The following is a 21,732-nucleotide window of genomic DNA, read 5'->3' as shown; positions in this document are numbered from 1 at the left end:
TTATATTAAAGGGTTTTTTTCATTTGATCAACTATTGTTTTAATTTCATAGAGCTCGTCATAGACCATTTCGAGATACTCTCCTTTTCCTCCTTCTATAATGAGTGGAGAAGTAATACCGAGCAGGTCAATAACCGTTGAGGTAGACCTTTTTATTTTATCGAGTTTTTTTCTTGTTTCAATATTATTTATTTTGTCAAGGCTTTTCTCATCTCGGCTCATAGTAGTCGACATTGTTTTAATGTCTTGTCCTGACTGCAGATGCAGCAAGGAGTCTCTTAATTGATTTAATTCAAAGGAAATATTGGTATACTGGTGATCGATACAGTGGCACAACACATAAAAAAGCTCATTACTTGAATCGTAAGTATATTGGATGTTAAAGAAGGCCAGCCCTTTTGGAGTTTTCATATTTACTTCGATTGACTTCGTTCCTTGCCTTTGCTTCAAGAAGGCAATGGTTTTATCAAGGCTTTCTTTATCAATAAGCTCAAGAAAACTATCTGCAGAAGCAAATATTTTGTTGCTTGCTTCTGATCTTGCTAGAATGAAATAGCTGCTGTCCATCTGAAAAAAAGGTACTGGTATGACAGATAAATCTAACATCATAAAATATCACTCCTTACAGAATGAATCAAGCTATTTTCGGTATTATATAGTTGTAGCCAAGACTTTAATTCCGATTGTTCAGAGATAAAAATAGTAGACGGACTGCAGTACTGCTGCAAATCATATTCTTGAATGAGTCTACTTCCGACAATGATTGCAGGTTTTGGAGCAAGTCTCTCAAGCTCTTCGATATACGGACGGAGTGTTGGAATGGAAAAGGACATGGAAAGAGACATGCCAATAACATCAGGCTTCCATTTTCGGGCCATATAAACTGCATGCTCGAGTGGAAGATTGGGTCCAAGGTTTTTAACTTCCCAGCCATTCTCCTGAAAGGTAGAAGCACACATTTTTAAGCCGATTGTATGATGCTCCCCTTCAAGGCAAAATAATAATACCTTCTTTTCCTGGGTATCAGCCTGCTGTATATTCAACATGTAATGAGATAAGATAACTTCACATATACCTGTTGCCAAATGTTCCTCAGCTACACTAATTTCATTTTTTTGCCAAAGTTCTCCTATATATTTCATTGCAGGGGTAATTAATTCGTCGTAAATGAAAGCGGTATGATAGCCTTCATAATCTAATTCTTGAATGATTGCCATGCTTTTTTGTATATTGCCTTCTAATAGGGCTAAGGCAAACTCCTTAGCTGAAACGAAGTGAGTCAATTTTCTTTCACGTCCGATCGTTTTAATCTGTTCTAGTGGCTTTTATCAGCGCTGTGGCAATTGTCGTTAAGATATTACATAAATTATACTATAAAAATAGAGTCAGTTATAGAAATTGCTAGAAAGGCAGGAGCACTGTATATGAATTTATTGGAAAAAGAAAAGATTGTTGAAAAGTTATTTGCGAGATTCTATGAACAGTATCCTGATTTGGAGAGGTTTGGAGAGAATGGAAAGAAACGAACAAAAGAAGATATAAACTACCATTTTCAGTACATGGAAACAGCATATTCTCTTTTAAATAAAAAGGTTTTCCGTGATTATATTATTTGGCTAAGCGATGTTTTGGAAACTCGTGGTGTCGGAAAACAGCTGCTTTACATAAACCTGGAGTGGATTGCCGAAGAGCTTCGGGTGCTGGATGAAACAGAGGAAATCCGCTTTTTCCTGGAGATATTGGCTGAGGGAATGGATCTCATTAAGAGCAGTAAATAAGGCGAATAACAAAAAACTCCAGTATGTGAGCTGGAGTTTTTTCGTATTGCTATAAAGCGAAGAAGGCTTTCGTATTTGCTAAAACTTGCTTATAGCTTTGAGCTGTTGTAATGTCTTTTAATTCTGCTATTTTTTCTATCGATTGATGAATCATTACTGGCGTTGTTTCCATATTTCGGAATAGTCCTTCAAAGGGCCAAGGGCCATCGGTTTCTGCCATTATGCGATGAAGAGGATAGCTCCTTGCGATTAACTGAATCTCGTGCTCGTAATGAATATCTGGAGTAAATGATAAATAGCAACCGTTACTCATCATGCGTTCCAATGTTTGTTTGCTGCCTTTAAACCAATGAAAATGGGCGGCCATATAGCTGTGCTTTTCCAACAAGTCTAATGCAAGAGGAGCTTCCTCGTATATACAATGTAAAACGATTGGTTTTTGAAGCTCCTTTGCGAGCAAAATAAATTGCTCGAGTATTTCCAAATATGGCTCTAGCGGATAACTTATCGGATCCTTGAGCCGCTCATAATGCGGCAGTCCAACTTCCCCGATGGCAATCATTTCCGTTTGATGGTTTCTAATCCAATTGAATAAGTCCGCAAAATAGCTTTCTCCACGGATTAATTGCTCAGGATGGAAGCCGAATGCAGCGTGAACGGATGGAAAGGTTCTGCTTAACTGTAAATTACGGATAGAGGAGGCTTTATCCATTGAGACAGTGATAATATGTTCAATTGTATCATCTGATTGCATCTTTCGAATTGCTTTATCTGTATACTGATCGAGATGGATATGAGCATCAATTATTTTATTCATTTTGCTGTCATTCCTGAAGGCTTAAGCTTGTAGTATATGTCTTTTTTCCACTCAAGGAAATCCTCGTTTAGCCAAAGGTCATCTGCTCTAGGTCTTGGGAATGGTACAGTTACTTCCATTAGCGAGTCGTTTGGATTAGAGGGCAGTATATAAATTCGGTCTGATAGATATAGTGCTTCCTCAATATTATGCGTAATGAAAAGGACTGTTCTTTTATCCATACTCCACAAGGACAGAAGCCATTTTTGCATGTCCAGTCTAGTTAGTTCATCAAGTGCACCGAATGGTTCATCCAAACAAAGCAAGGGCATTGGGCTCATCAACGCCCGGACAAAGGAAACACGCTGCTTCATTCCACCAGATAAATCATCGGGATAGGCGTACGCATAATCAGCTAGTCCTGCCTTTTTGAGCATATCCAGCGCCAACTGCTTGTCTTTTTTGCCGTTGATTTCTTGGATAAGCAATACATTTTCCAGGACTGTTCTCCAAGGAAATAAAGAAGGCGCTTGTGGCATATAGCTAATATGGCCCTTTTTCCCCGTGATTTCCTTGTTATTCAAGAAGATAGCTCCTTCATCAGGTGTTAGCATTCCGCCAATCAGATGGAAAATGGTGCTTTTTCCGCTTCCAGAGGGTCCTAATATAGAAATAAACTCCCCATCATGAATAGTCATATTAAGTTGTTCGAGCACCTTTTTTGTATCATATGACATGCTTACATTTTTCAATTCCAATGTACCCAATTATTTCTCCTCCTTGCTGCTACCACGAATGCACCATTTTTCAAGTAATTTAATGACAATAAAGAAGAGCAGGCTTAGCATCATGATGGCAAATATCGCAACAAAAACACGGTCTGTTCTAAACGAGCGGGAGGCCATTGTCATATAAACCCCAATGCCTTCTTTAGATCCAAGCCATTCTGAGATGACTGCGCCCATAACACTATAAGTGGCAGAAATTTTTAAGCCTGAGAAAATAGAAGGAAGGGCATAAGGCCATTCCAGCTTCCAAAAAACCTGCCGTTTTGTGCTGCCAGACATCTGCATAAAATGTTTAAGCTCAGGTGATGTTTGCCTAAAGCCATCCAAACAAGCTATGGTAATCGGAAAAAAGCAAACTAGTGTGATCACAATCAGCTTCGGCAAGATACCAAAGCCAAACCACACAACAAGCAACGGTGCAAGCACAATTGTCGGTATGTTTTGCGACAAAATCAAAAGCGGATAAACAGACTCTCTAAAGAAAACAATACGATGCAATATAATAGCGATTATCAGCCCGACGGCACTGCCAATTAAGAAACCTGTAACTGACAGTTTTGCAGTTGCCAATGCATGAATAGAAAAGGTATCCCAGCTTAATACCGCTTCATGGAAAATGGCTGAAGGAGAAGGCAGGAGCCAGTCTTCAATCTCAAAGTAGCGTACAGCTGCTTCCCATAGACAAAATAAAAGAAGGAGAACCAGAACTGGTCTCCAGGTTTTTGCGATAAATGTATTCATTAACGATATTTCCCCGTTAAATCTTCCATCTCTATTCCCGTAGGCTGATAAAGAACCTTAATTTGAGTGATAACATTGCTGGACCCGATTTCGATCATCTTTTTATTCATTAAGCTGATAACGTGAAACAGTTCTTCCATATCCCCCTCCATTGTTGTTTCCAATGGGTGGACTTCGAATTTAACACCTGATTCTTCAATGATTTTAATTGCTTCATCTACATATGGAATAACATTTTCCCCGTTTTTTGTTTTTGGAATGATTTGTACACTAATTAATGCATTTGCCATTATTTATCTCCTCCTTCAGGTAAGAATTCATTCGTAAATGCTTTATCTGCTTCAAGCTTCTTCTCAAGAAGATTGTTGTCATACATCCAGCCTGCATAGTTTTCCCAAACAGACAGCTTTTGCTCTCCCCAGCGAGGTGCATCATCCTGATATTTAGCTGCAAGCCATTCTTGGCTTTTCTTCACAAGCTCTTCATCCAAATCTGGTGCGTTTTTTAGCAGGATGGAAGCTGCGTCATCTGGATTATCGATTGCGTATTCATAACCCTTTGATGCTGCTTTCAAGAAGGATTTAACTGTTTCAGGCTTGTCTGCAATCATTTTTTCATTTGTAGATAGAACAGGTGTGTAATAATCAAGCTTATCACTGTAATCAGTTAAGTAAATCATATTGATTTTTTCTCCACGTAATTCTGCTTCTACACCTGTCCAGCCATAATATATCCAGGCGAAATCAATGTTTTGCTTCATTGCCGTGAAATAGTCTGCATCACCGATATTAATAATATCGACATCTTTAATATCTGTATTTTCTTGCTTCATTAATGAAGAGATAACAGAGGACTCTACCTCTGAACCCCAGCCGCCGTATGTTTTGCCAACGAAATCTTTAGGTGATTTAATGTTTTTGTCTACAGGTGAGGCAAACCCTGACGTGTTGTGCTGGATAATTGCCGCAATGGATACAATAGGCACACCTTGGACTCTTGCTTGGGTAATTCCTTCCTGATAGCTTACGCCAAAGTCGGCTTTTCCAGAGGCAACTAACGAATCTGCCCCAGCTTCACCAGGTGTAATGATATCTACATCAAGTCCTTCTGCATCAAAATATCCTTTGTCCTTTGCTACATACAATCCTGTGTGGTTCGTATTTGCTGTCCAGTCAAGAACGACTGTAATCTTTTGCTTTTTGCCATCGCTTTGTTCCTTGTTTTCTTCCTTAGTATTACTACAGCCTGCGATAAGCAGAACTGCAGCAATCAGCAATAAGATTTTCTTCATAAATACTGCCTCCTGTGTTTAGAAAAAAAGTCTAGGAACCTATGTAGTTTTTTGCTTATGTAGTAGGTGTTGACGGCGGTTTCAATTAGTACCGGCAACGTTTTTTAAACGAAAAAAAGTTCAAGTCAAAAGAACCTGAACGCTTTAAATACATATGTATGTAAAGAATGTCCGTTTCCTACGCTGGCATTAACCAGATCAGGTTCAAAGGGTTTTTATCTTACGGATAACTCTCAACCAGCAACACGGGTTCCCCTAGTAATTCTTTTTTTCTTATTTTAATTATCTGCTCCATTATAGCAAAAATATGTGGCTTGTCCTATATTTATCAACTTTTATTCAATTATGTTTGTGATCCTTCCAGTCTTTATAAGCAATCAGTTCCTGGTTGACGGCTTGCAGGACGTATTTTAAAACAAGTGCATCGTCAACTATGCCAATTCCGAAAATAAAGTCAGGAATAATATCTATTGGGGATATAAAGTATAAAATCCCAGCAACAATAAGCACCATTGATTTTTTACTAATACTGCGATAGGTGCCATCCTGGTAAGCTCTAACTAAAGAAAATAGCAATTGAAGCTTTTCCCATACTGGGGATAATCCTTTTCTTTTAGATGACGCTTTTGGAAGGGCCTTTTTTAACAGTCCAGCTAATTTTGCAGGCTGTTCAACGAGTGAAGCTGCTTTTTTTTCATGCTTTTGATAGCCTTTTTCTATGTCATTCTTCTTTAATATGGCCATTTTGTCAGCTCCTTTTTATTTTATAGGAAGTGTTTTATCTAAAGTTTGCACCATAACTATAATGTTTGCTTATTTAAGGGCAAGCATTCCTTCAACTATTCCCGATAAATAGAAGTAAAAAACGTTTAAGCAATTTCATTATGTAGTAAATGGTTGGTACAATAGGAGGAAATGTTGGATTATAGGAGTGTGAATTGGTATGATGCTTGCAGAAATAGTACAAAACGCGAAACATCTTGTCGTCTTTACAGGTGCAGGGATGTCGACAGAAAGTGGCTTGCCTGATTTTCGTTCTGCAGATAAAGGTTTATGGACAACAGAGCAAAAATCTTATCTTTCTAGCACGGATGCTCTTAATAATCATTTAGAGGATTTTATCGCATTTTACAGGGAGCGGGTATTAGGGGTTTCTGAATATAAGCCAAATAAAGGTCATTTAATCTTGGCAGATTGGGAAGCGCGAGGACTGTTAAAAGGAATTATCACCCAAAATGTCGATGGTTTTCACGGTATGGCTGGAAACAAAAAGATAGCAGAGCTTCACGGCACACTGCAAAAGCTGCATTGCCAGCAATGCGGAAAAACGTATTCCAGCAGAGAATATTTGCATGGAATATATAAGTGTAATTGTGGTGGTACGTTGCGGCCATCTATCGTTTTATTTGGAGAAATGCTGCCAAGTGAGGCGTTTTTACTTGCAGAGGATGCTGCTATACAATCAGATGTGTTTATCGTCTTAGGCTCCTCATTGAATGTTTCACCAGCCAATCAGCTGCCACTGCTCGCAAATGAAACAGGAAGCAAGCTAATTATCATCAATAAAGAGCGAACAGAGTATGACCATCTCGCTGATTTGGTTCTTCACGAAAGTATTGGAAAAGTGCTTAATGAAATAGATAAGGAGCTATCAGGCAATAGATAATTTTAACTGGTAAAAATTATCTACCTCTTGGAGCTAAAGGGATAAGGGAAGGGATTGCAAACTTTTGTGTATCAAGCTATTATTAAGAGATGAGCATAAATGAAAGTGCAAAAAAGAGAGGAAAAAATCATGGCTAAAACATTTAAAGATGAGGTATTGTCCCGACGTACCTTTGCGATTATATCCCACCCGGATGCTGGGAAAACGACGCTTACCGAAAAGCTGTTATTATTTGGTGGAGCAATTCGCGATGCTGGAACGGTAAAGGGAAAAAAGACAGGGAAATTTGCTACAAGTGACTGGATGGAAATTGAAAAGCAAAGAGGAATATCTGTAACATCCAGTGTCATGCAGTTTGATTATAACAATGCGAGAGTGAATATTCTCGACACACCAGGACACCAAGACTTCAGTGAGGATACGTATCGTACATTGACTGCTGTTGACAGTGCCGTAATGATTATCGACTCTGCAAAAGGGATTGAGGAGCAGACGCTTAAGCTGTTTAAAGTTTGTCGTATGAGAGGAATTCCGATCTTTACCTTTATTAACAAGCTGGATCGTCAAGGTAAAGCGCCCCTTGAGCTTCTTGCCGAGCTAGAGGAAGTAATGGGAATTGAGTCATACCCAATGAACTGGCCGATTGGTATGGGTAAAGAATTCTTAGGTATTTACGACCGTTATTATAACCGTATTGAGCAATTCCGCGTAGAAGACGGTGAAAAATATATTCCATTGAATGAGGATGGAGAAATTGAAGGAGACCATCCGATTAAAGTGGATTCTCTTTACGATCAGACTCTTGAAGAAATTATGCTGCTGAACGAAGCGGGTAATGAATTTTCTGCGGAAAGAATTAACAACGGCGACTTAACACCAGTGTTCTTTGGTAGTGCGTTGGGCAACTTTGGAGTGCAAACATTCTTGGAAACATATTTAGATTTCGCGCCATCTCCACAGCCAAGAAACTCTACTGGTGGCAAAATTGACCCGCTGTCAGAGGAATTCTCAGGCTTTATCTTTAAGATTCAGGCAAATATGAACCCTGCACATAGGGATAGAATTGCTTTCTTACGTATTTGCTCAGGTAAGTTTGACAGAGGAATGACTGTTAATTTACCAAGAACAGGGAAACAAATAAAGCTGGCACAATCCACGCAATTTATGGCGGATGACAGAAGTACTGTCAATGAAGCGGTCAGCGGTGATATTATCGGGTTATATGACCCTGGATTTTATCAAATTGGTGACACACTTACTGTAAATAAGAACACGTTCCAATACGATAAGCTGCCACAATTTACTCCAGAGCTTTTCGTTCGCGTAACAGCGAAAAACGTTATGAAACAAAAGCATTTCCATAAAGGGATACAGCAGCTTGTTCAAGAAGGTGCGATACAGCTTTATAAAACAGTAAAAACAGAGGATTATCTGCTTGGTGCTGTTGGTCAGCTGCAATTCGAAGTATTTGAACACCGAATGAGAAATGAATATAATGTGGATGTGCTTATGGAGCATGTCGGTTCTAAAATTGCCAGATGGACAGTGGATGAGGAAGTAAATGAAAACTTATCCAGCGGCAGAAGTCTGTTAGTTGAGGACCGTTATGGCAAAAAAGCATTCTTGTTTGAAAATGAGTTTGCCTTACGCTGGTTCCAAGACAAAAATCCAGAAGTTAAACTTTATAACCCAATGGATTCAGAAGAAAATTAACAAAAAAACAAGCGATTATATAATCGCTTGTTTTTTTTTGCGGGTTTTGATGTTAGTTTTGTTAACGTGATAATGAGAGTTTTGATTGTTTGGACAATTGTTTATTCGATTAATATTGTTGGAACAATATATTGAGATAATGAGTGCAGGAAAATAAACCAGGAAAGACGAGGTAGATGTAAAGGGATTAAAGGAGGAAATCAGGTTTACTAACTAATGAATTAAATTGTTTCGATAGACTTAATATAAGTAAATCAAGGAATTTTAATGTATTTATATAATTATTTGTTATTTTAATTATTTATAAAAATTAAAATTTTCTAAAAAATAATTGTAATCGAGGAAGATTTAGGTATAATAAAACCAAGTTGTAATAATTATTAACAGACATATGTTAGGTTATCTAACAATAAGTATAGAGTGATAACTTAGGTATGAATATCATTTTAATTTAGGAAAAGTCTAGAATAACGCAATAAATATTTTGAATATTCTCTTAAATTAAACTGATATTTTTATAAAAAAATATATTGGGGGAAACAGAATGAAAAAGAATTTATCATTACTTTTTAGCATGCTACTAGTACTTGGATTGGCATTGGCAGGCTGCTCTGGTAATTCAGAGGAGTCCAATAGCAGCAGTGGAAAAGAAAGTTCGAAATCGACTAGTATGCTAGAAACAATAATTAAGAGGGGAACGTTGAAGGCTGGGGTAAATGATGCACTTCCTGGTTTCGGCTACATAGGTTCTGATGGAAAGAACACTGGTTTTGATGTTGACTTTGCCAGAGCGATTGCAGCTGGTGTTTTAGGGGATGCAAATAAGGTGGAATTCCGCCCGCTATCTGCAACAGACCGTTTCACAGCTGTTCAATCGAAAGAAGTGGATGTTCTTATCCGCAATACGACTTGGACGACAAACAGAGATGCTGAGGTAGGTTTAAGCTTTGCTCCGGTTACATTTTATGATGGACAGGGAATCATGGTTCCAAAAGACAGTGATATTACAACATTAGAAGACTTAGAGGGAAAAACAATTGGCGTAGAAACAGGAACAACAACAGAATTAAATCTTGCCGATCAAATGAAAGCAGCTGGAGTAAGCTATACTCCGCAAACATTTGATAATGCAGATGCTGTTATCGCAGCGTACGAGTCAGGCTCTATAGATGCATGGACAACAGATAAATCAGGTTTAGTATCACGTCAATCGATGCTACAAGATCCAGATGCACATGTCATTCTTGATGCGACGCTTTCTAAAGAACCATTAGCACCAGCAGTGCTTGATAATGATGAAAAATGGAAGGATGCAGTAAGCTGGATTGTATATGCAACAATCCAAGCGGAAGAGTTTGGCATTACATCTGCCAATGTTGATGAATTTTTGGAAAGTGATAATCCAGAAATTCAACGCTTACTCGGTGTTGGCGGCAATAATTTAGGAGAACAGCTTGGCATACCTAATGATTTTGCTTACCAAGTAATCAAGCAAGTTGGTAACTATGGAGAAATTTATGATAGAAACCTTGGACCAGACACTGTATTTAAGCTTGAAAGAGGGCAAAACGCATTATACAGTGATGGCGGATTACAATACTCCATACCATTCCGTTAAAAACGTTTTTATACCATTTAAAGAAGGCCTGCTAAAAGTGCTTTTCTAGCAGGCCTATTCTTTTAGCTAAGGGAGGCATACAAGGTGGAGAATAAAAAAACAGTAACGCCTCTATGGCGGAACAAAAAAATGTTGCCGATATTTATCCAAGTACTGTTTATTATACTAGTGGGCTTTGCTATTTCTGTAATGGTCCGTAATGTTCAGTCTGGACTAGATCAAATTGGTTTGAAAATAGGGTTAGATTATTTAAATTTAAAGGCATCCTTTCCGATCGCAGAATCACTGATTTCCTATACACCGGATGATCCCTATAAAAGAGCAATTGTCGTAGGCTTATTAAATACACTCAAAGTCTCCTTTTTCGGTATCATAATCGCTTCCGTGCTTGGAGTTGTTATGGGGATTGCACGCTTGTCCTCAAACTGGCTTATTCGTCAATTGGCTACAGTATATGTTGAGGTATTCCGTAATACACCACTATTGGTACAAATATTCATTTGGAACTTCGCAGTTTTCCTGCCAATGCCCAAGATTGAGGATGCGGCATCAATCGGCTCTTTCTATTTTTCGAACAGAGGCGCAGCTATTCCTTGGTTTACCGTACATGATCATTCATTAACATGGATAGCAGTTATTATTGTATTAGCTGTTGTCACCGTATTTCTTTTCAAAAAGTTAACCTCCATAGCTATTAATGCAGGCAAACAAACGCATCCGCTATTGTCTAGCATCGCCGTATTCGCACTTGGCTTTATTCTTTTTTATTTCATTATAGGTAATGGGCCGTTTGGTGTATCAGTACCAGAATTCAATGGCAATGCATTTGTGGGCGGAACATCCTTATCAATTGGTTTCTTGTCGATGCTAGTGGCATTGTCTATCTATACATCCACATATATAGCAGAAATTGTTCGCGCAGGTATACTAGGGGTGCCAAAAGGACAGTCAGAGGCAGCGCAAGCACTGGGCTTTAAAAGCCCAACAGCATTAAGGCTTATCATCTTTCCACAGGCTATCCGAATCATTATTCCTCCGCTAACGAGCCAGTACTTAAACTTAATCAAGAACTCTAGTTTAGCAATGGCTGTAGCCTATCAGGATATAGTCGGAATCGGCAATACGATTATTAATCAGACAGGACATACCTTTGAAACTATTCTTATTATGATTGCTGTGTATTTACTGTTTAGCTTAGGTACATCACTGTTCATGAATTTCTTTAATAAAAAATTCCAGTTGGTTGAAAGGTAGTGAGGCAAAGTGGATAATGTTAGGCTTGGCAACAGTGGAAATTTAGTGAAATCTAATTCCCTCAGCAGGCTGGTGAAATTACAGCTATGGCTGAAAAACAATCTTTTTAAGGATTGGAAAAATGCAATTTTAACGATTATTGCTGCCATGTTTACAGGATATGTTATCGCTAAAGTTACTACATTTTTAGCTGACAGTGATTGGAGTGTTGTAACAGCAAACTTGAGACTCTTGATGGTTGGTCAATTTCCGATGGAGGAAATTTGGAGGCTGTGGACCGCTGTAATTTTAATATCTGTATTATTTGGTGCATCATGGGGATTATGGAGGAATGTTATTGGCCATGTTGCGATAGCCCTATCTGTCATTATGTTGATTTTTGCTGTTGTTCCGTTCACGGAATCCATTACAAAGATATATTTAGGTATAAGCATTGCTTCTATTTACTTGTTTTATGCAATTGGCAGAAAACTTTCTGTTTTAAAGATACCCGTCTTAGTTCTGTGGATTTTAATTATTCCTATTTCAGTGGGAATTATTAATGGTTTTGGCATTCTTGAACCTGTAAGCACAAATGTTTGGGGCGGATTTTTACTGACGATGGTGATAGCGTCTGTTGCCATTATATGCTCATTCCCAATCGGACTTCTGCTTGCTGTTGGCCGAAGAAGCAAGCTTCCGGTCATTAAATATACATGTATTGTTTATATTGAGATTATTCGCGGTATGCCATTAATTATGATTTTATTTATCGGTCAATTGCTTCTGCCGATGTTTATTGGCGGAGAAATCCAAATTGATAATATTCTTAGAGCTATGATCGCCTTCACGCTGTTTAGTGCAGCATACTTAGCGGAAAACATCAGGGGCGGGCTTCAATCCATCCCAAGAGGCCAATTTGAAGCAGCACAGGCACTAGGCTTAAATAACTTCAAAATGATGATTTTTGTTATTTTGCCTCAAGCATTAAAAGCAGTTATCCCAGCAATGGTGGGCCAATTCATTGCCATCTTTAAGGATACATCACTAGTTGCGGTGATTGGATTAGCAGATTTTCTTGGAATGGCCAAAAAGGTAGCAGCAAATCCAGAGTATTTAGGAAAGTATATGGAGCTATATGTATTTATTGCATTAATGTATTTTATATTTTGCTATTTAATGTCACATGTCAGCAAAGCTTTGGAAAAATCATTAAGTGCAGGCAGTCGCTAATAGAGGAGGGAAAAGGATGGAGAGTGTATTTTCAGTAGAAAAGCTAGCAACACCATTAGAGCAAAGAGAGGATATCATTCAAGTAAAAGGCTTAAACAAATGGTATGGTGATCATCACGTTTTAAAGGATGTTGACCTGCAGGTTAAGCAAGGAGAGGTCATCGTTGTACTTGGTCCTTCAGGCTCTGGAAAATCAACATTTATCCGAACGATTAATGCGTTAGAAGAGTTTCAAAAAGGTTCTATCCTTGTCGATAATATTGCTCTGACTGATGATTTGAGAAATATTGAAGAAATAAGGAAAGAAACAGGCATGGTTTTTCAGTCCTTTAACTTGTTTCCACATATGACAATCCTAAAAAATATCTCACTTGCACCTATTTGGGTAAGGAAATGGAAGAAGAAAAAGGCAGAGCAAATTGCAATGGAGCTGCTTGAGAGAGTCGGCATTCCAGAGCAAGCAAATAAGTATCCAGGTCAACTTTCTGGTGGACAGCAGCAACGTGTGGCAATTGCCAGAGCATTGGCAATGCAGCCGAAAATTATGCTTTTCGATGAGCCAACATCAGCACTTGATCCTGAAATGGTGAAAGAGGTCCTAGATGTCATGAAGACACTTGCTGACTCTGGCATGACAATGCTAGTCGTCACACATGAGATGGGCTTTGCACGCCAAGTCGCAGACAGAATCATCTTATTTGATAAAGGAGAAATCGTAGAGATGGGTAAACCAGAAGATCTATTCGATAACCCGAAGCATGAACGAACAAAGCTATTTTTATCACAGATTCTGTAAAAAGAGCCAGAAATGGCTCTTTTTTCTATCATCTTCTCTTTTTTTAGCTGTCGAATTCTGATTCCCCTGTAAATTCTTTTTGCTAACATGAGCAGATACTGAATAAAAAAACAAAGTTTAGCTAAAAATGAAAAAATGAAAAGGTATATAAGAATTAGATGGTGATATCCGATGAGGGACCTAAGTAAACTAGAGGCGATAATGTGGAGCATTGCACTACCTGGCTTCAGCCAGTTATTGATGAAACAATATTGGAAAGGTACTCTTTTAGTAGTGCTGGAATTCATCATTAACGTGCAAAGTAATTTTAATTTAGCAATCATGCAAAGCTTTTTAGGCAATATGCAAGCCTCCATAGATGCCCTTGATTTTCAGTGGATTATGTTTTATCCCTGTTTATATTTATTTGCGATGTGGGATGCATACAAGTCAACTTTAAAGGAGCACAAGGAATATGCATTTTTGCCATTTGTTTTTAGTGCTTATTTTGTAACAGTGGGGGTCATGTATTCAACGCGTTTTGAAGTATTCGGTATCTTTCCAGGTCCTATATTTACGCCAATGATCTTTTTGATTCCTGGAATCATAAGTGGCTTTTTAGTCAAGTACGCTATATTGTTTTTTAAGGCACAGTTCAATCCGAATAAAGAATAAACAACGATACTAACTTTGAGATTAAAAATTGTCAGGTCTTGTTTATTTTTTTTCTGTTTTTGATTGCAAAAACAGAATCTTTTGTATATAATAGCTTTATATTAATTGTATATCTACTCAAAGGGGAGTAGCTTTTAGGTTCATACCTAAAACAAAGTCGTCAGTTCATGGTCTTAGTACCATCGGCTTTGTTGGCACGATAAAAGTGCTTAGCAAGACCTTTGCCTATTTGGCAAAGGTCTTTTTTGCGCTTTTTTGTACATAAAAACAGAAAGCACAGCTAAACCTGTTAATAGGGGAAATCCAGTGGGTATACAAGAATAAATGATAGGAGGAGAAAAGATGGATTTTGCATTGCTTTTAGAGTATGGTTGGGTGCTCCTGATTTTAGTTGGATTGGAAGGGATTTTGGCAGCTGACAATGCGGTTGTAATGGCTGTCATGGTTAAGCATTTACCTCCAGAGCAACAGAAAAAAGCCTTATTCTACGGTTTATTTGGTGCATTTGTGTTCCGCTTCGCCACATTATTCATGATTTCTATTCTGGTTGACGTTTGGCAGGTTCAAGCTCTTGGTGCAGTCTACCTATTGTATATTTGCTTCCATAATTTATATGGGAAGTTTGCACACAGGAATAAAAAAGAGAAAGAGAAAGAAAAGAAACAGTCCGGTTTTTGGATGACTGTATTAAAAGTAGAGCTTGCTGATATTGCATTTGCAATTGATTCTATGCTTGCTGCTGTTGCATTGGCAATAACTTTAACACCAACAGGCTGGTTCAATGTTGGCGGTATCGACGGCGGACAGTTTACGGTTATGCTTCTTGGTGGTATTATCGGATTAATTATTATGCGATTTGCGGCAAACTGGTTTGTGAAACTTCTTCATACAAGACCAACCTTGGAGACAGCTGCTTTTATGATTGTCGGCTGGGTTGGGGTGAAATTGGCAGTATTTACTCTAGCACATCCAGAGGTTGCTGTACTTGATGAGCATTTTCCAGAATCAAAGGTTTGGAAGTTTATTTTCTGGGGTGTATTGTTAATCATTGCTGTGGGCGGCTACTTCCTTTCAGGGAAAAAAGCACAAGAAACAGCAGAAGAAAGCTAAATGATAAAAAGGAAATAATGCTTGCGCCAATTCTTTGCTTTTGCAAAGAGAGCAAACATTATTTCCTTTTTTATATTTTCCTTTGTGCATTTGTGAATTTAAGGTATAGTTATTATTGAGTTTTGCCAGATAGCTCTGCTTGAGCTTGTTGAACAAGGCGTTTTGTAATTTCTCCACCGACACTTCCGTTTGCTCTAGAAACAGTGTCTGAACCTAAATTAACACCAAATTCTTGGGCGATTTCATATTTAATGCTATCTAAATATTGTTCAATTCCAGGAACTAATAATTTATTTGAACTAGACATGATATATTTGCCTCCTTGAATAATAAAGTACAGAACATAAATATCGTTAGCAACAAGAAGCTATTATCCTGATAATAGGTATGTTTAGCAATATTAATTTCTGTACTAATAATATGTGGGGTTTTCTCCTGTTTCATAAGTGGTAAAGATTGTGTAATGGGGAGATAATAGGAATCCGCTTTTGTTTTTTATTATAGTTGTGCTTGCAATAGAAGGGATTTGTATGAACATGAGAAGAACGGTAAGGGAGATGCTGAATAAGTTCACTCCAGCTCAAATAATAACAGGATATTATTTACTGGCAGTCAGTGCTTCCGTTATATTATTAAGCTTGCCGATAGCTCACAAAGAAGGTGTCCATGTGCCATTTATGGATACTCTGTTTACAGCGATAAGTGCTGTAAGTGTGACAGGGCTGACTGTAATAAATATATCTGATACATATAGTACAATTGGCATCTTTATTTTAATGTTTGTCCTTCAGTTTGGAGGAATAGGTGTTATGACTCTTGGAACATTCTTTTGGATGCTCCTTCGTAAAAAAATCGGCTTAAAGGAACGGCAGCTCATTATGCTTGACCATAATCAATCTCATTTGTCCGGTCTTGTCCAGCTCATCAGGGAAATCATCAAGCTAATTTTGATCATTGAGCTTGTTGGTGCAATTGTGCTTACACTGCAGTTACATCAATACTTTCCCACATGGAAGGATGCATTTGTCCATGGACTCTTCGCTTCCATTAGTGCGACGACAAATGGTGGCTTTGATTTGAGTGGTAACTCGCTCGTTCCGTATAAAGATGATTACTTTATCCAATTGGTCAATATTATTTTAATTACTCTTGGAGCAATAGGGTTTCCAGTTTTAATAGAAGTGAAAAATTACTTGTTTCCGAAAAATCCAGGAAAGCTTTTTCGTTTTTCCTTATTTACAAAACTGACCTCTTTAACATTTGGGCTGTTGCTGTTATTTGGAACAGTCAGCATCATCATAATTGAGTCAAATCATTATTTTATAGGGATGAATTGGCATCAAATCTTTTTTAACGCATTCTTCCACTCTGCTTCAACGAGGAGCGGCGGTTTAGCAACAATGGATTTAAATGATTATACGATGGGAACATTAGTGATTTTCTGTATTCTCATGTTTATCGGTGCTTCACCAAGCTCTGTCGGCGGTGGGATCAGAACGACAACATTTGCCTTGAACCTGCTGTTTATTTACCATTATGCAAACGGCAATCGTCATATCAAGATCTTTAAAAGAGAAATACATGAGGAAGACATAATTAAATCGATGGTTGTAACTATTTTAGCCTTTTGTTTATGCTTCATCGCAACAGTTATTCTATGTATTACGGAGGATGCACCACTCATCAAAATTTTATTTGAAGTATGTTCTGCTTTCGGAACGACGGGCTTGTCACTTGGCTTAACTCCTGAATTGTCAGGTGTCGGAAAATGTGTCATTATGATTTTGATGTTTATTGGTAGAATCGGCTTAACATCCTTCATTTATATTATCGGAGGAAAAGAGAAAAAGGATAATTTCCATTACCCGAAAGAAAGAATCATTATTGGCTAAGGCATCTGCCTTGGCTTTTTTTGGTTTTGTTGCCTATCATTTTTTAGCGAATAGCTTCTTAGAACTTGCAGAAAATAAGCTCGTATCATTCCACTAAAGGAGACGATCTAATATGGCAAAAAGAAAGGCTGAATATAATGCGGTCGAAAAATACAGCAAAACGCCTAAAAAAAATACTCAAGAAACGGAATTCTCTGCTGAATTTAATCGCGGCGAAGATCCGATGAAGCATGCCAACCGAAACTCCAAGCATGGAAGAGAGGGGAGATAATTATGAGTAAAAAAACAAACAATAAAAAACAAGAAGAAGCTAATGTAGAATTCGGCATGGAATTTGGTGACCTGAATGCAAGTAAGCTTTACGATACAGCTCCATTAACAAAAGGTAAAGTAAAAAGCGGCAAACGAAAATAACTCAGGGGGGCAACCCCTGAGTTATTCTTAGCAGCTATAAAGGGAAGAGATTTAAAACAGCTTCTCTTTATAGCTTGCCTTAGTTGACCATTTCTGCATTTTGGTTGTTCTAAATTCTATAAACGGCTGTGCAAGTGAGGCAACTAAATTACTCGACAATACAAGTGTTAACAGGAAAGCCAAAAGCACAATTAGAAAATAAGATTTCGGTGTTGTAAATGCCTCCTGTAAATCTGTTGTACGAAAGATACGGATAAAAAATCCGTGTAATAAATATACATAAAGCGTGTTTTTGCCAAAGCGTGTAAAGAAATACTTTTTTTGCGGGACACAGGCAAAGAAACAAAAAATCATTAAAAAGTTCAATAAGTAAAAACCAATTCTTACAAGTATGGCTTCTAAAGCAGAAGAGGCTAATACATCATATGGTTTTGAACCTAAAAGCCATTGATAATTAATACTTGGGAAATAGTAGAACCCTGCGAATACTACTACAAAAATAATAATAGCTCCAATTTTGAAACCCTTTGTCCTAATCCACTCAAAGTGTTTTTTATTCATATAATATCCTAATAAAAACAGAGGGAAGAAAACGAAAGTTCGCGTAAGACTCAAATAGCTTGAGGTCCAATCAACAAACCCGATTGCTAAGCCGAGAATTAGCGCAATGCCCAAGCCATACAGTGGCTTCATTTTCGAGAATCCTAATAATAGCATGTTCCAGAAAAATAAGCTGATTAAAAACCATAATGACCAGTGTGGGCTTAACGGGTCGACTGTAAAGCTAGACTTTCCATAAAGATAATAATAAAAGACACTGTAAATGAGCTGAAAGATAATGTACGGCAATATAAGCCTTTTTAAATATTTTTGCACATAGCCTTCCTCATAAATTCCTTTTGCAAAAAAACCAGAAATCAGGATAAATGCCGGCATATGAAAAGTGTAGATGACTTTGTATAAGCTATAAATACTATTGCTATCATTAGTAAAAGATTGGATAGAGTGTCCAAATACAACGAAAAAAATCAAAAGAAACTTCGCATTATCAAAGTAATAATCTCGGACCTGTTTCATCACTAGACTCCCTTCTCGCAAGCTTATAAAGCTGCTATGCCAGTTTTAGAACCCATTCGTTCTTAGAGGCACGATTGGCTGTTAGCCACTACTATTTATAGCACATATAAACAGTAGCTAAACTTCTTTTTCCAAGTTGTTAACGAATTATTGAGTTATTAATACAACTGCAATGTTTTTGTAAACATTTTCGTGTTTTTGTAAATAGAAGTATAAGGCAATCGTCTGAATTTTTGCTTAAAAAGGGCAGATTGTTTTTTGTAAATCGGACAATAATCAGCAATTATTTTATAAATGAAAAGGAATTTCTCGAATTTTGTAGAATAAATAATGCACCAAGTTTTACGAGAGGCGGGAAATCCTTGTCTGGTGAGATCTATACAAATGAGATGCAGCAAATCCAACAGCTGAAGAAAAAAATCAGCTTTTTAGAACAAGAAAACAAAAGGCTGAGAAATGATAATAATTGCAGGGAAATGGTGAAGGAGCTGAAAGAGGCTGTATTCGAAAATTCCAGTGAGGGTATGGTAATTTTGAATGGAAATGGAGTAATCCTTGAGGCAAACAGTGCAATAAGGGATATTTTCTACATTCATAAAAAAGATATGGTCGGACGCAACCTTAGCCATTATCTCCCGCAAGAGCACAGACATGACTTGTGGGCATGGGTAAGCAAGCACCCAGAGCAGAAAGCCGAAAAAACAGAACGCTTGTTTATAGAAAATCATGAAAAAAGCTCCTATGCGGAAATACATATATCAAGTATTAACAAATATCCTTATTACTTGGCAGTATTTAAGGATGTCACATATATGCGCAACCTGGAAAAAAGGCAGCATAAGGATGCCGCCTTATTTCATGATTTCTTTACAGAGGCGCTTGATGGGATTGTCCTATGGAAGGAAAATGGGCAAATTACCAAAGCAAATAAAGCTGCTTTAGGGATTTTTGAGAGCACTCAGGAAGAAATGATGCAGCATAAAATCAGTGACTATGTGTATGAGAAGGATAAAAGCTATCTCCATATTATGGAAAACTTATGTTTAAAAAAATCTCATCGTGATGAGCTTATGTTTTTGATGCCTAATGGACAAAAAAAGCTGTTAGAGTTTACAACAAAGCTTCATTCTGTTGATGGTTTGCATATGAGCATTTTTCGAAATATAACAAGTCGCTATAAAATGGAGCTTGAGCTCCTTGACAGTAAAAGCATGTTTGAAACAATCTTTGAAGAAGTATTTGATGGGGTTATTCTTTGGGACAAAGATTACAAAATCATTGATATTAATAAAGCAGCATTGCGTTTACTTTCTAAAGATAAGGAAGGTTTAATTGGCGTGAATCTGCTCGATTATTTGCCAGAGGGGAAAACAATTGGAGAAGAGATTAAGCCAAAACTACTTTCACTTAGGAATGAAGGACAAAACAGGGGGATTTATACTGCCACATTCAATGGTGACGATTGGACACAGTTAGAGTTTCGGAACAAATATAATATCTATTCAGGCTGCAGTATAACCACATTAAGAGATATTACAGAATATGCTATTTTGGAAGAGCAAATCAGAAAATCTTCGACACTCCATGTCATCGGTGAGCTTGCAGCAGGAATTGCCCATGAGATAAGGAACCCGATGACGGCACTGAAAGGCTTCATTCAATTATTAGAAAGCAGCAATGAGACGGATAAGCATGCGATGTATTTTACAGTCATAAAGTCAGAGCTTAGCCGGATTGAAACGATAATTAATGAATTTCTGCTCCTTTCAAAGCCGCAAAATGTTAGGTTTGTCAAGGCGGATCTGCAGCAAATTATGAATGAAACATTGGATCTGCTAAATGCCCAAGCAGTTCTATTTAATGTTCAATTTACAAGACTGTATACTAATTCGAACACAGAAATGTTTTGCGAACCAAACCAATTAAAAAAAGTATTCATTAATATTGTGAAAAATGGCATGGAGGTATTAGAATCCGGTGGCGAAATTAAGGCAAGTATAAACCCGATGCCGGATTACTTTCATATCATCATTGAAGATAATGGTATCGGTCTGAGCAAGGAAAAACTCGCAAAGCTTGGGGAACCTTTTTATACGACGAAGGAAAAGGGGACTGGGTTAGGGTTAATGGTTTCTTTTAAAATAATTAAAGAGCATGAAGGAAAAATAGAGGTAGAATCAGAAGAAGGAGTAGGGACTAAATTTCATATTTACTTACCACGAAAAAAAATACAATAAAAAAGCTTTACCGAAAAAGACTTCTTGACGTAAAGAAGTCTTTTTATTATCATCTAATTAGATGATTATCTAATCGAAGGAGGTCCTATATGCAGCTTGACAGATTAGTTGCTTTTCATAAAACAATCGGTGATCCAACAAGAATCAGAATTATCTCCTTGCTCGCTGCAAAGCCTTGGAATGGCCAAGCGCTTGCTGGGAAGCTAGGCTTAACAGCCCCAACGATCACACATCATTTAAAGAAACTCCGGGAAATAAATGTCGTATACGAACGCAGAGAAAAAAACACGATTTACTTCTATTTAAACAAATCGGTCATAACACATCAGGCGGATGCGCTTATTAAGCTGTTTCAATTTGAGAAAGGGGCGGATGAAGTGGAGGTCACAAACGAAGAAGCAGCAAAAATTATCGATAATTTTATTGGTGCTGATGGAAAGCTGAAAAACATTCCTGCACAAAGGAAAAAGAAGCTGATTATTTTCCGCCATATTGTCAAAGGGCTTAAGGAAGGAAAGAAATACGAGGAAAAAGAGCTTAATGATTATATAAAAAGGTACTTTGATGATTATGCTACCATTCGAAGAGAGTTTATTATTAATCACTTCATGTATCGAGAAAATAATATATATGAATTGAATCCGGAAGAGATGTGGGCGAAGTAAATTAGACTAAATCTTAAGAGACAGTTAGGCG

At 37.6% G+C, this 21,732-nt stretch carries 24 protein-coding genes and 2 riboswitches; of the genes, 14 read left to right on the top strand and 10 right to left on the bottom strand.

Translation table 11 applies throughout. The features are described from left to right. Positions 1-5: 5 nt before the first annotated feature. Together EM808_RS02090 and EM808_RS02085 are read right to left on the bottom strand one after the other, a co-directional pair. Entirely contained in the window at positions 6-608 is a 603-nt protein-coding gene (locus tag EM808_RS02090; RefSeq protein ID WP_127735111.1) for a hypothetical protein, read from the bottom strand. Continuing rightward, positions 605-1,282, bottom strand: a complete 678-nt coding sequence (locus tag EM808_RS02085) for a cobalamin B12-binding domain-containing protein (protein ID WP_235856545.1) — start codon at positions 1,280-1,282, stop codon at positions 605-607. Before EM808_RS02085 ends, EM808_RS02090 begins: the two co-directional genes overlap by 4 nt. A 141-nt stretch (positions 1,283-1,423) precedes the next feature. Here EM808_RS02085 and EM808_RS02080 point away from each other — a divergent pair, with 141 nt between their 5' ends. After that, the gene (locus EM808_RS02080) at positions 1,424-1,777 is read left to right on the top strand and encodes a hypothetical protein (protein WP_127735107.1); all 354 of its coding nucleotides are present in this window, start codon (positions 1,424-1,426) and stop codon (positions 1,775-1,777) included. A 49-nt stretch (positions 1,778-1,826) separates the two neighbouring features. Here the strand turns inward: EM808_RS02080 and EM808_RS02075 are convergent, their stop codons facing one another. The 6 genes from EM808_RS02075 to EM808_RS02050 all read right to left on the bottom strand — a co-directional run bounded on the left by EM808_RS02075 (position 1,827) and on the right by EM808_RS02050 (position 6,137). Continuing rightward, positions 1,827-2,594, bottom strand: coding sequence for a TatD family hydrolase (locus EM808_RS02075; protein ID WP_127735104.1), 768 nt, complete (start codon positions 2,592-2,594; stop codon positions 1,827-1,829). Next, positions 2,591-3,340, bottom strand: a complete 750-nt coding sequence (locus EM808_RS02070; protein WP_127735102.1) for an ABC transporter ATP-binding protein — start codon at positions 3,338-3,340, stop codon at positions 2,591-2,593. Before EM808_RS02070 ends, EM808_RS02075 begins: the two co-directional genes overlap by 4 nt. Then, the gene (locus EM808_RS02065) at positions 3,341-4,102 is read right to left on the bottom strand and encodes an ABC transporter permease (protein WP_127735099.1); all 762 of its coding nucleotides are present in this window, start codon (positions 4,100-4,102) and stop codon (positions 3,341-3,343) included. It lies immediately after the preceding gene. Further along, entirely contained in the window at positions 4,102-4,392 is a 291-nt protein-coding gene (locus EM808_RS02060) for a thiamine-binding protein (protein ID WP_127735096.1), read from the bottom strand. Before EM808_RS02060 ends, EM808_RS02065 begins: the two co-directional genes overlap by 1 nt. Beyond that, positions 4,392-5,393, bottom strand: a complete 1,002-nt coding sequence (locus EM808_RS02055) for an ABC transporter substrate-binding protein (protein ID WP_127735093.1) — start codon at positions 5,391-5,393, stop codon at positions 4,392-4,394. Before EM808_RS02055 ends, EM808_RS02060 begins: the two co-directional genes overlap by 1 nt. Positions 5,394-5,551: 158 nt before the next feature. After that, positions 5,552-5,660: riboswitch (TPP riboswitch) on the bottom strand. 72 nt (positions 5,661-5,732) lie between these two features. After that, complete coding sequence (locus EM808_RS02050) at positions 5,733-6,137, bottom strand: YkvA family protein (protein ID WP_127735090.1); 405 nt, start codon at positions 6,135-6,137, stop codon at positions 5,733-5,735. Positions 6,138-6,339: 202 nt separating this feature from the next. Between EM808_RS02050 and EM808_RS02045 the strand changes: the two genes are divergently transcribed. From EM808_RS02045 to EM808_RS02010, 8 genes are all read left to right on the top strand, one after another. Then, complete coding sequence (locus EM808_RS02045) at positions 6,340-7,059, top strand: NAD-dependent protein deacylase (RefSeq protein ID WP_127736660.1); 720 nt, start codon at positions 6,340-6,342, stop codon at positions 7,057-7,059. A gap of 129 nt (positions 7,060-7,188) precedes the next feature. Continuing rightward, complete coding sequence (locus EM808_RS02040) at positions 7,189-8,772, top strand: peptide chain release factor 3 (RefSeq protein ID WP_127735087.1); 1,584 nt, start codon at positions 7,189-7,191, stop codon at positions 8,770-8,772. A 544-nt stretch (positions 8,773-9,316) separates the two neighbouring features. Continuing rightward, complete coding sequence (locus EM808_RS02035) at positions 9,317-10,390, top strand: amino acid ABC transporter substrate-binding protein (protein ID WP_127735083.1); 1,074 nt, start codon at positions 9,317-9,319, stop codon at positions 10,388-10,390. 84 nt (positions 10,391-10,474) lie between these two features. Further along, on the top strand, positions 10,475-11,644 hold the full coding sequence (locus EM808_RS02030) for an amino acid ABC transporter permease (RefSeq protein ID WP_127735080.1): 1,170 nt from the start codon (positions 10,475-10,477) through the stop codon (positions 11,642-11,644). 9 nt (positions 11,645-11,653) lie between these two features. Continuing rightward, the gene (locus tag EM808_RS02025) at positions 11,654-12,856 is read left to right on the top strand and encodes an amino acid ABC transporter permease (protein WP_127735077.1); all 1,203 of its coding nucleotides are present in this window, start codon (positions 11,654-11,656) and stop codon (positions 12,854-12,856) included. Positions 12,857-12,872: 16 nt separating this feature from the next. Continuing rightward, on the top strand, positions 12,873-13,652 hold the full coding sequence (locus EM808_RS02020; RefSeq protein ID WP_127735074.1) for an amino acid ABC transporter ATP-binding protein: 780 nt from the start codon (positions 12,873-12,875) through the stop codon (positions 13,650-13,652). A 171-nt stretch (positions 13,653-13,823) separates the two neighbouring features. Then, positions 13,824-14,306 (top strand): hypothetical protein, encoded by a 483-nt coding sequence (locus EM808_RS02015; RefSeq protein ID WP_127735071.1) that lies wholly within the window; start codon positions 13,824-13,826, stop codon positions 14,304-14,306. A gap of 110 nt (positions 14,307-14,416) precedes the next feature. After that, positions 14,417-14,517, top strand: a riboswitch (yybP-ykoY riboswitch). A gap of 131 nt (positions 14,518-14,648) precedes the next feature. After that, entirely contained in the window at positions 14,649-15,416 is a 768-nt protein-coding gene (locus tag EM808_RS02010) for a TerC family protein (RefSeq protein WP_127735068.1), read from the top strand. 112 nt (positions 15,417-15,528) lie between these two features. Here EM808_RS02010 and EM808_RS02005 read toward each other — a convergent pair whose 3' ends face one another. Then, positions 15,529-15,726, bottom strand: coding sequence for an alpha/beta-type small acid-soluble spore protein (locus EM808_RS02005; protein ID WP_127735065.1), 198 nt, complete (start codon positions 15,724-15,726; stop codon positions 15,529-15,531). Between the two features lie 226 nt (positions 15,727-15,952). Between EM808_RS02005 and EM808_RS02000 the strand changes: the two genes are divergently transcribed. The 3 genes from EM808_RS02000 to EM808_RS28450 all read left to right on the top strand — a co-directional run bounded on the left by EM808_RS02000 (position 15,953) and on the right by EM808_RS28450 (position 17,722). Further along, positions 15,953-17,308 (top strand): TrkH family potassium uptake protein, encoded by a 1,356-nt coding sequence (locus EM808_RS02000; RefSeq protein ID WP_127736658.1) that lies wholly within the window; start codon positions 15,953-15,955, stop codon positions 17,306-17,308. Positions 17,309-17,420: 112 nt separating this feature from the next. Continuing rightward, complete coding sequence (locus EM808_RS28455) at positions 17,421-17,579, top strand: hypothetical protein (RefSeq protein WP_164849553.1); 159 nt, start codon at positions 17,421-17,423, stop codon at positions 17,577-17,579. 2 nt (positions 17,580-17,581) lie between these two features. Next, positions 17,582-17,722, top strand: coding sequence for a hypothetical protein (locus EM808_RS28450; protein ID WP_164849552.1), 141 nt, complete (start codon positions 17,582-17,584; stop codon positions 17,720-17,722). A gap of 51 nt (positions 17,723-17,773) precedes the next feature. On the opposite strand, the gene EM808_RS01995 is transcribed toward EM808_RS28450, so the two are convergent. Next, a complete protein-coding gene (locus EM808_RS01995; RefSeq protein WP_127735062.1) occupies positions 17,774-18,799 on the bottom strand; it encodes an acyltransferase family protein in 1,026 nt (341 codons plus the stop codon). A 362-nt stretch (positions 18,800-19,161) separates the two neighbouring features. Between EM808_RS01995 and EM808_RS01990 the strand changes: the two genes are divergently transcribed. Further along, a complete protein-coding gene (locus EM808_RS01990; protein WP_164849551.1) occupies positions 19,162-21,036 on the top strand; it encodes a PAS domain-containing protein in 1,875 nt (624 codons plus the stop codon). A gap of 89 nt (positions 21,037-21,125) precedes the next feature. After that, positions 21,126-21,701, top strand: coding sequence for a DUF2087 domain-containing protein (locus EM808_RS01985; RefSeq protein ID WP_127735059.1), 576 nt, complete (start codon positions 21,126-21,128; stop codon positions 21,699-21,701). The last annotated feature ends 31 nt before the right edge of the window (positions 21,702-21,732 follow it).

Origin of the sequence: Niallia taxi, from assembly GCF_004005475.1 — a bacterium.
Lineage (GTDB): Bacteria > Bacillota > Bacilli > Bacillales > Cytobacillaceae > Niallia > Niallia taxi.
The sequence above is the reverse complement of the archived record's forward strand: the minus strand, read 5'-3'. Positions and strand labels throughout refer to the sequence as shown.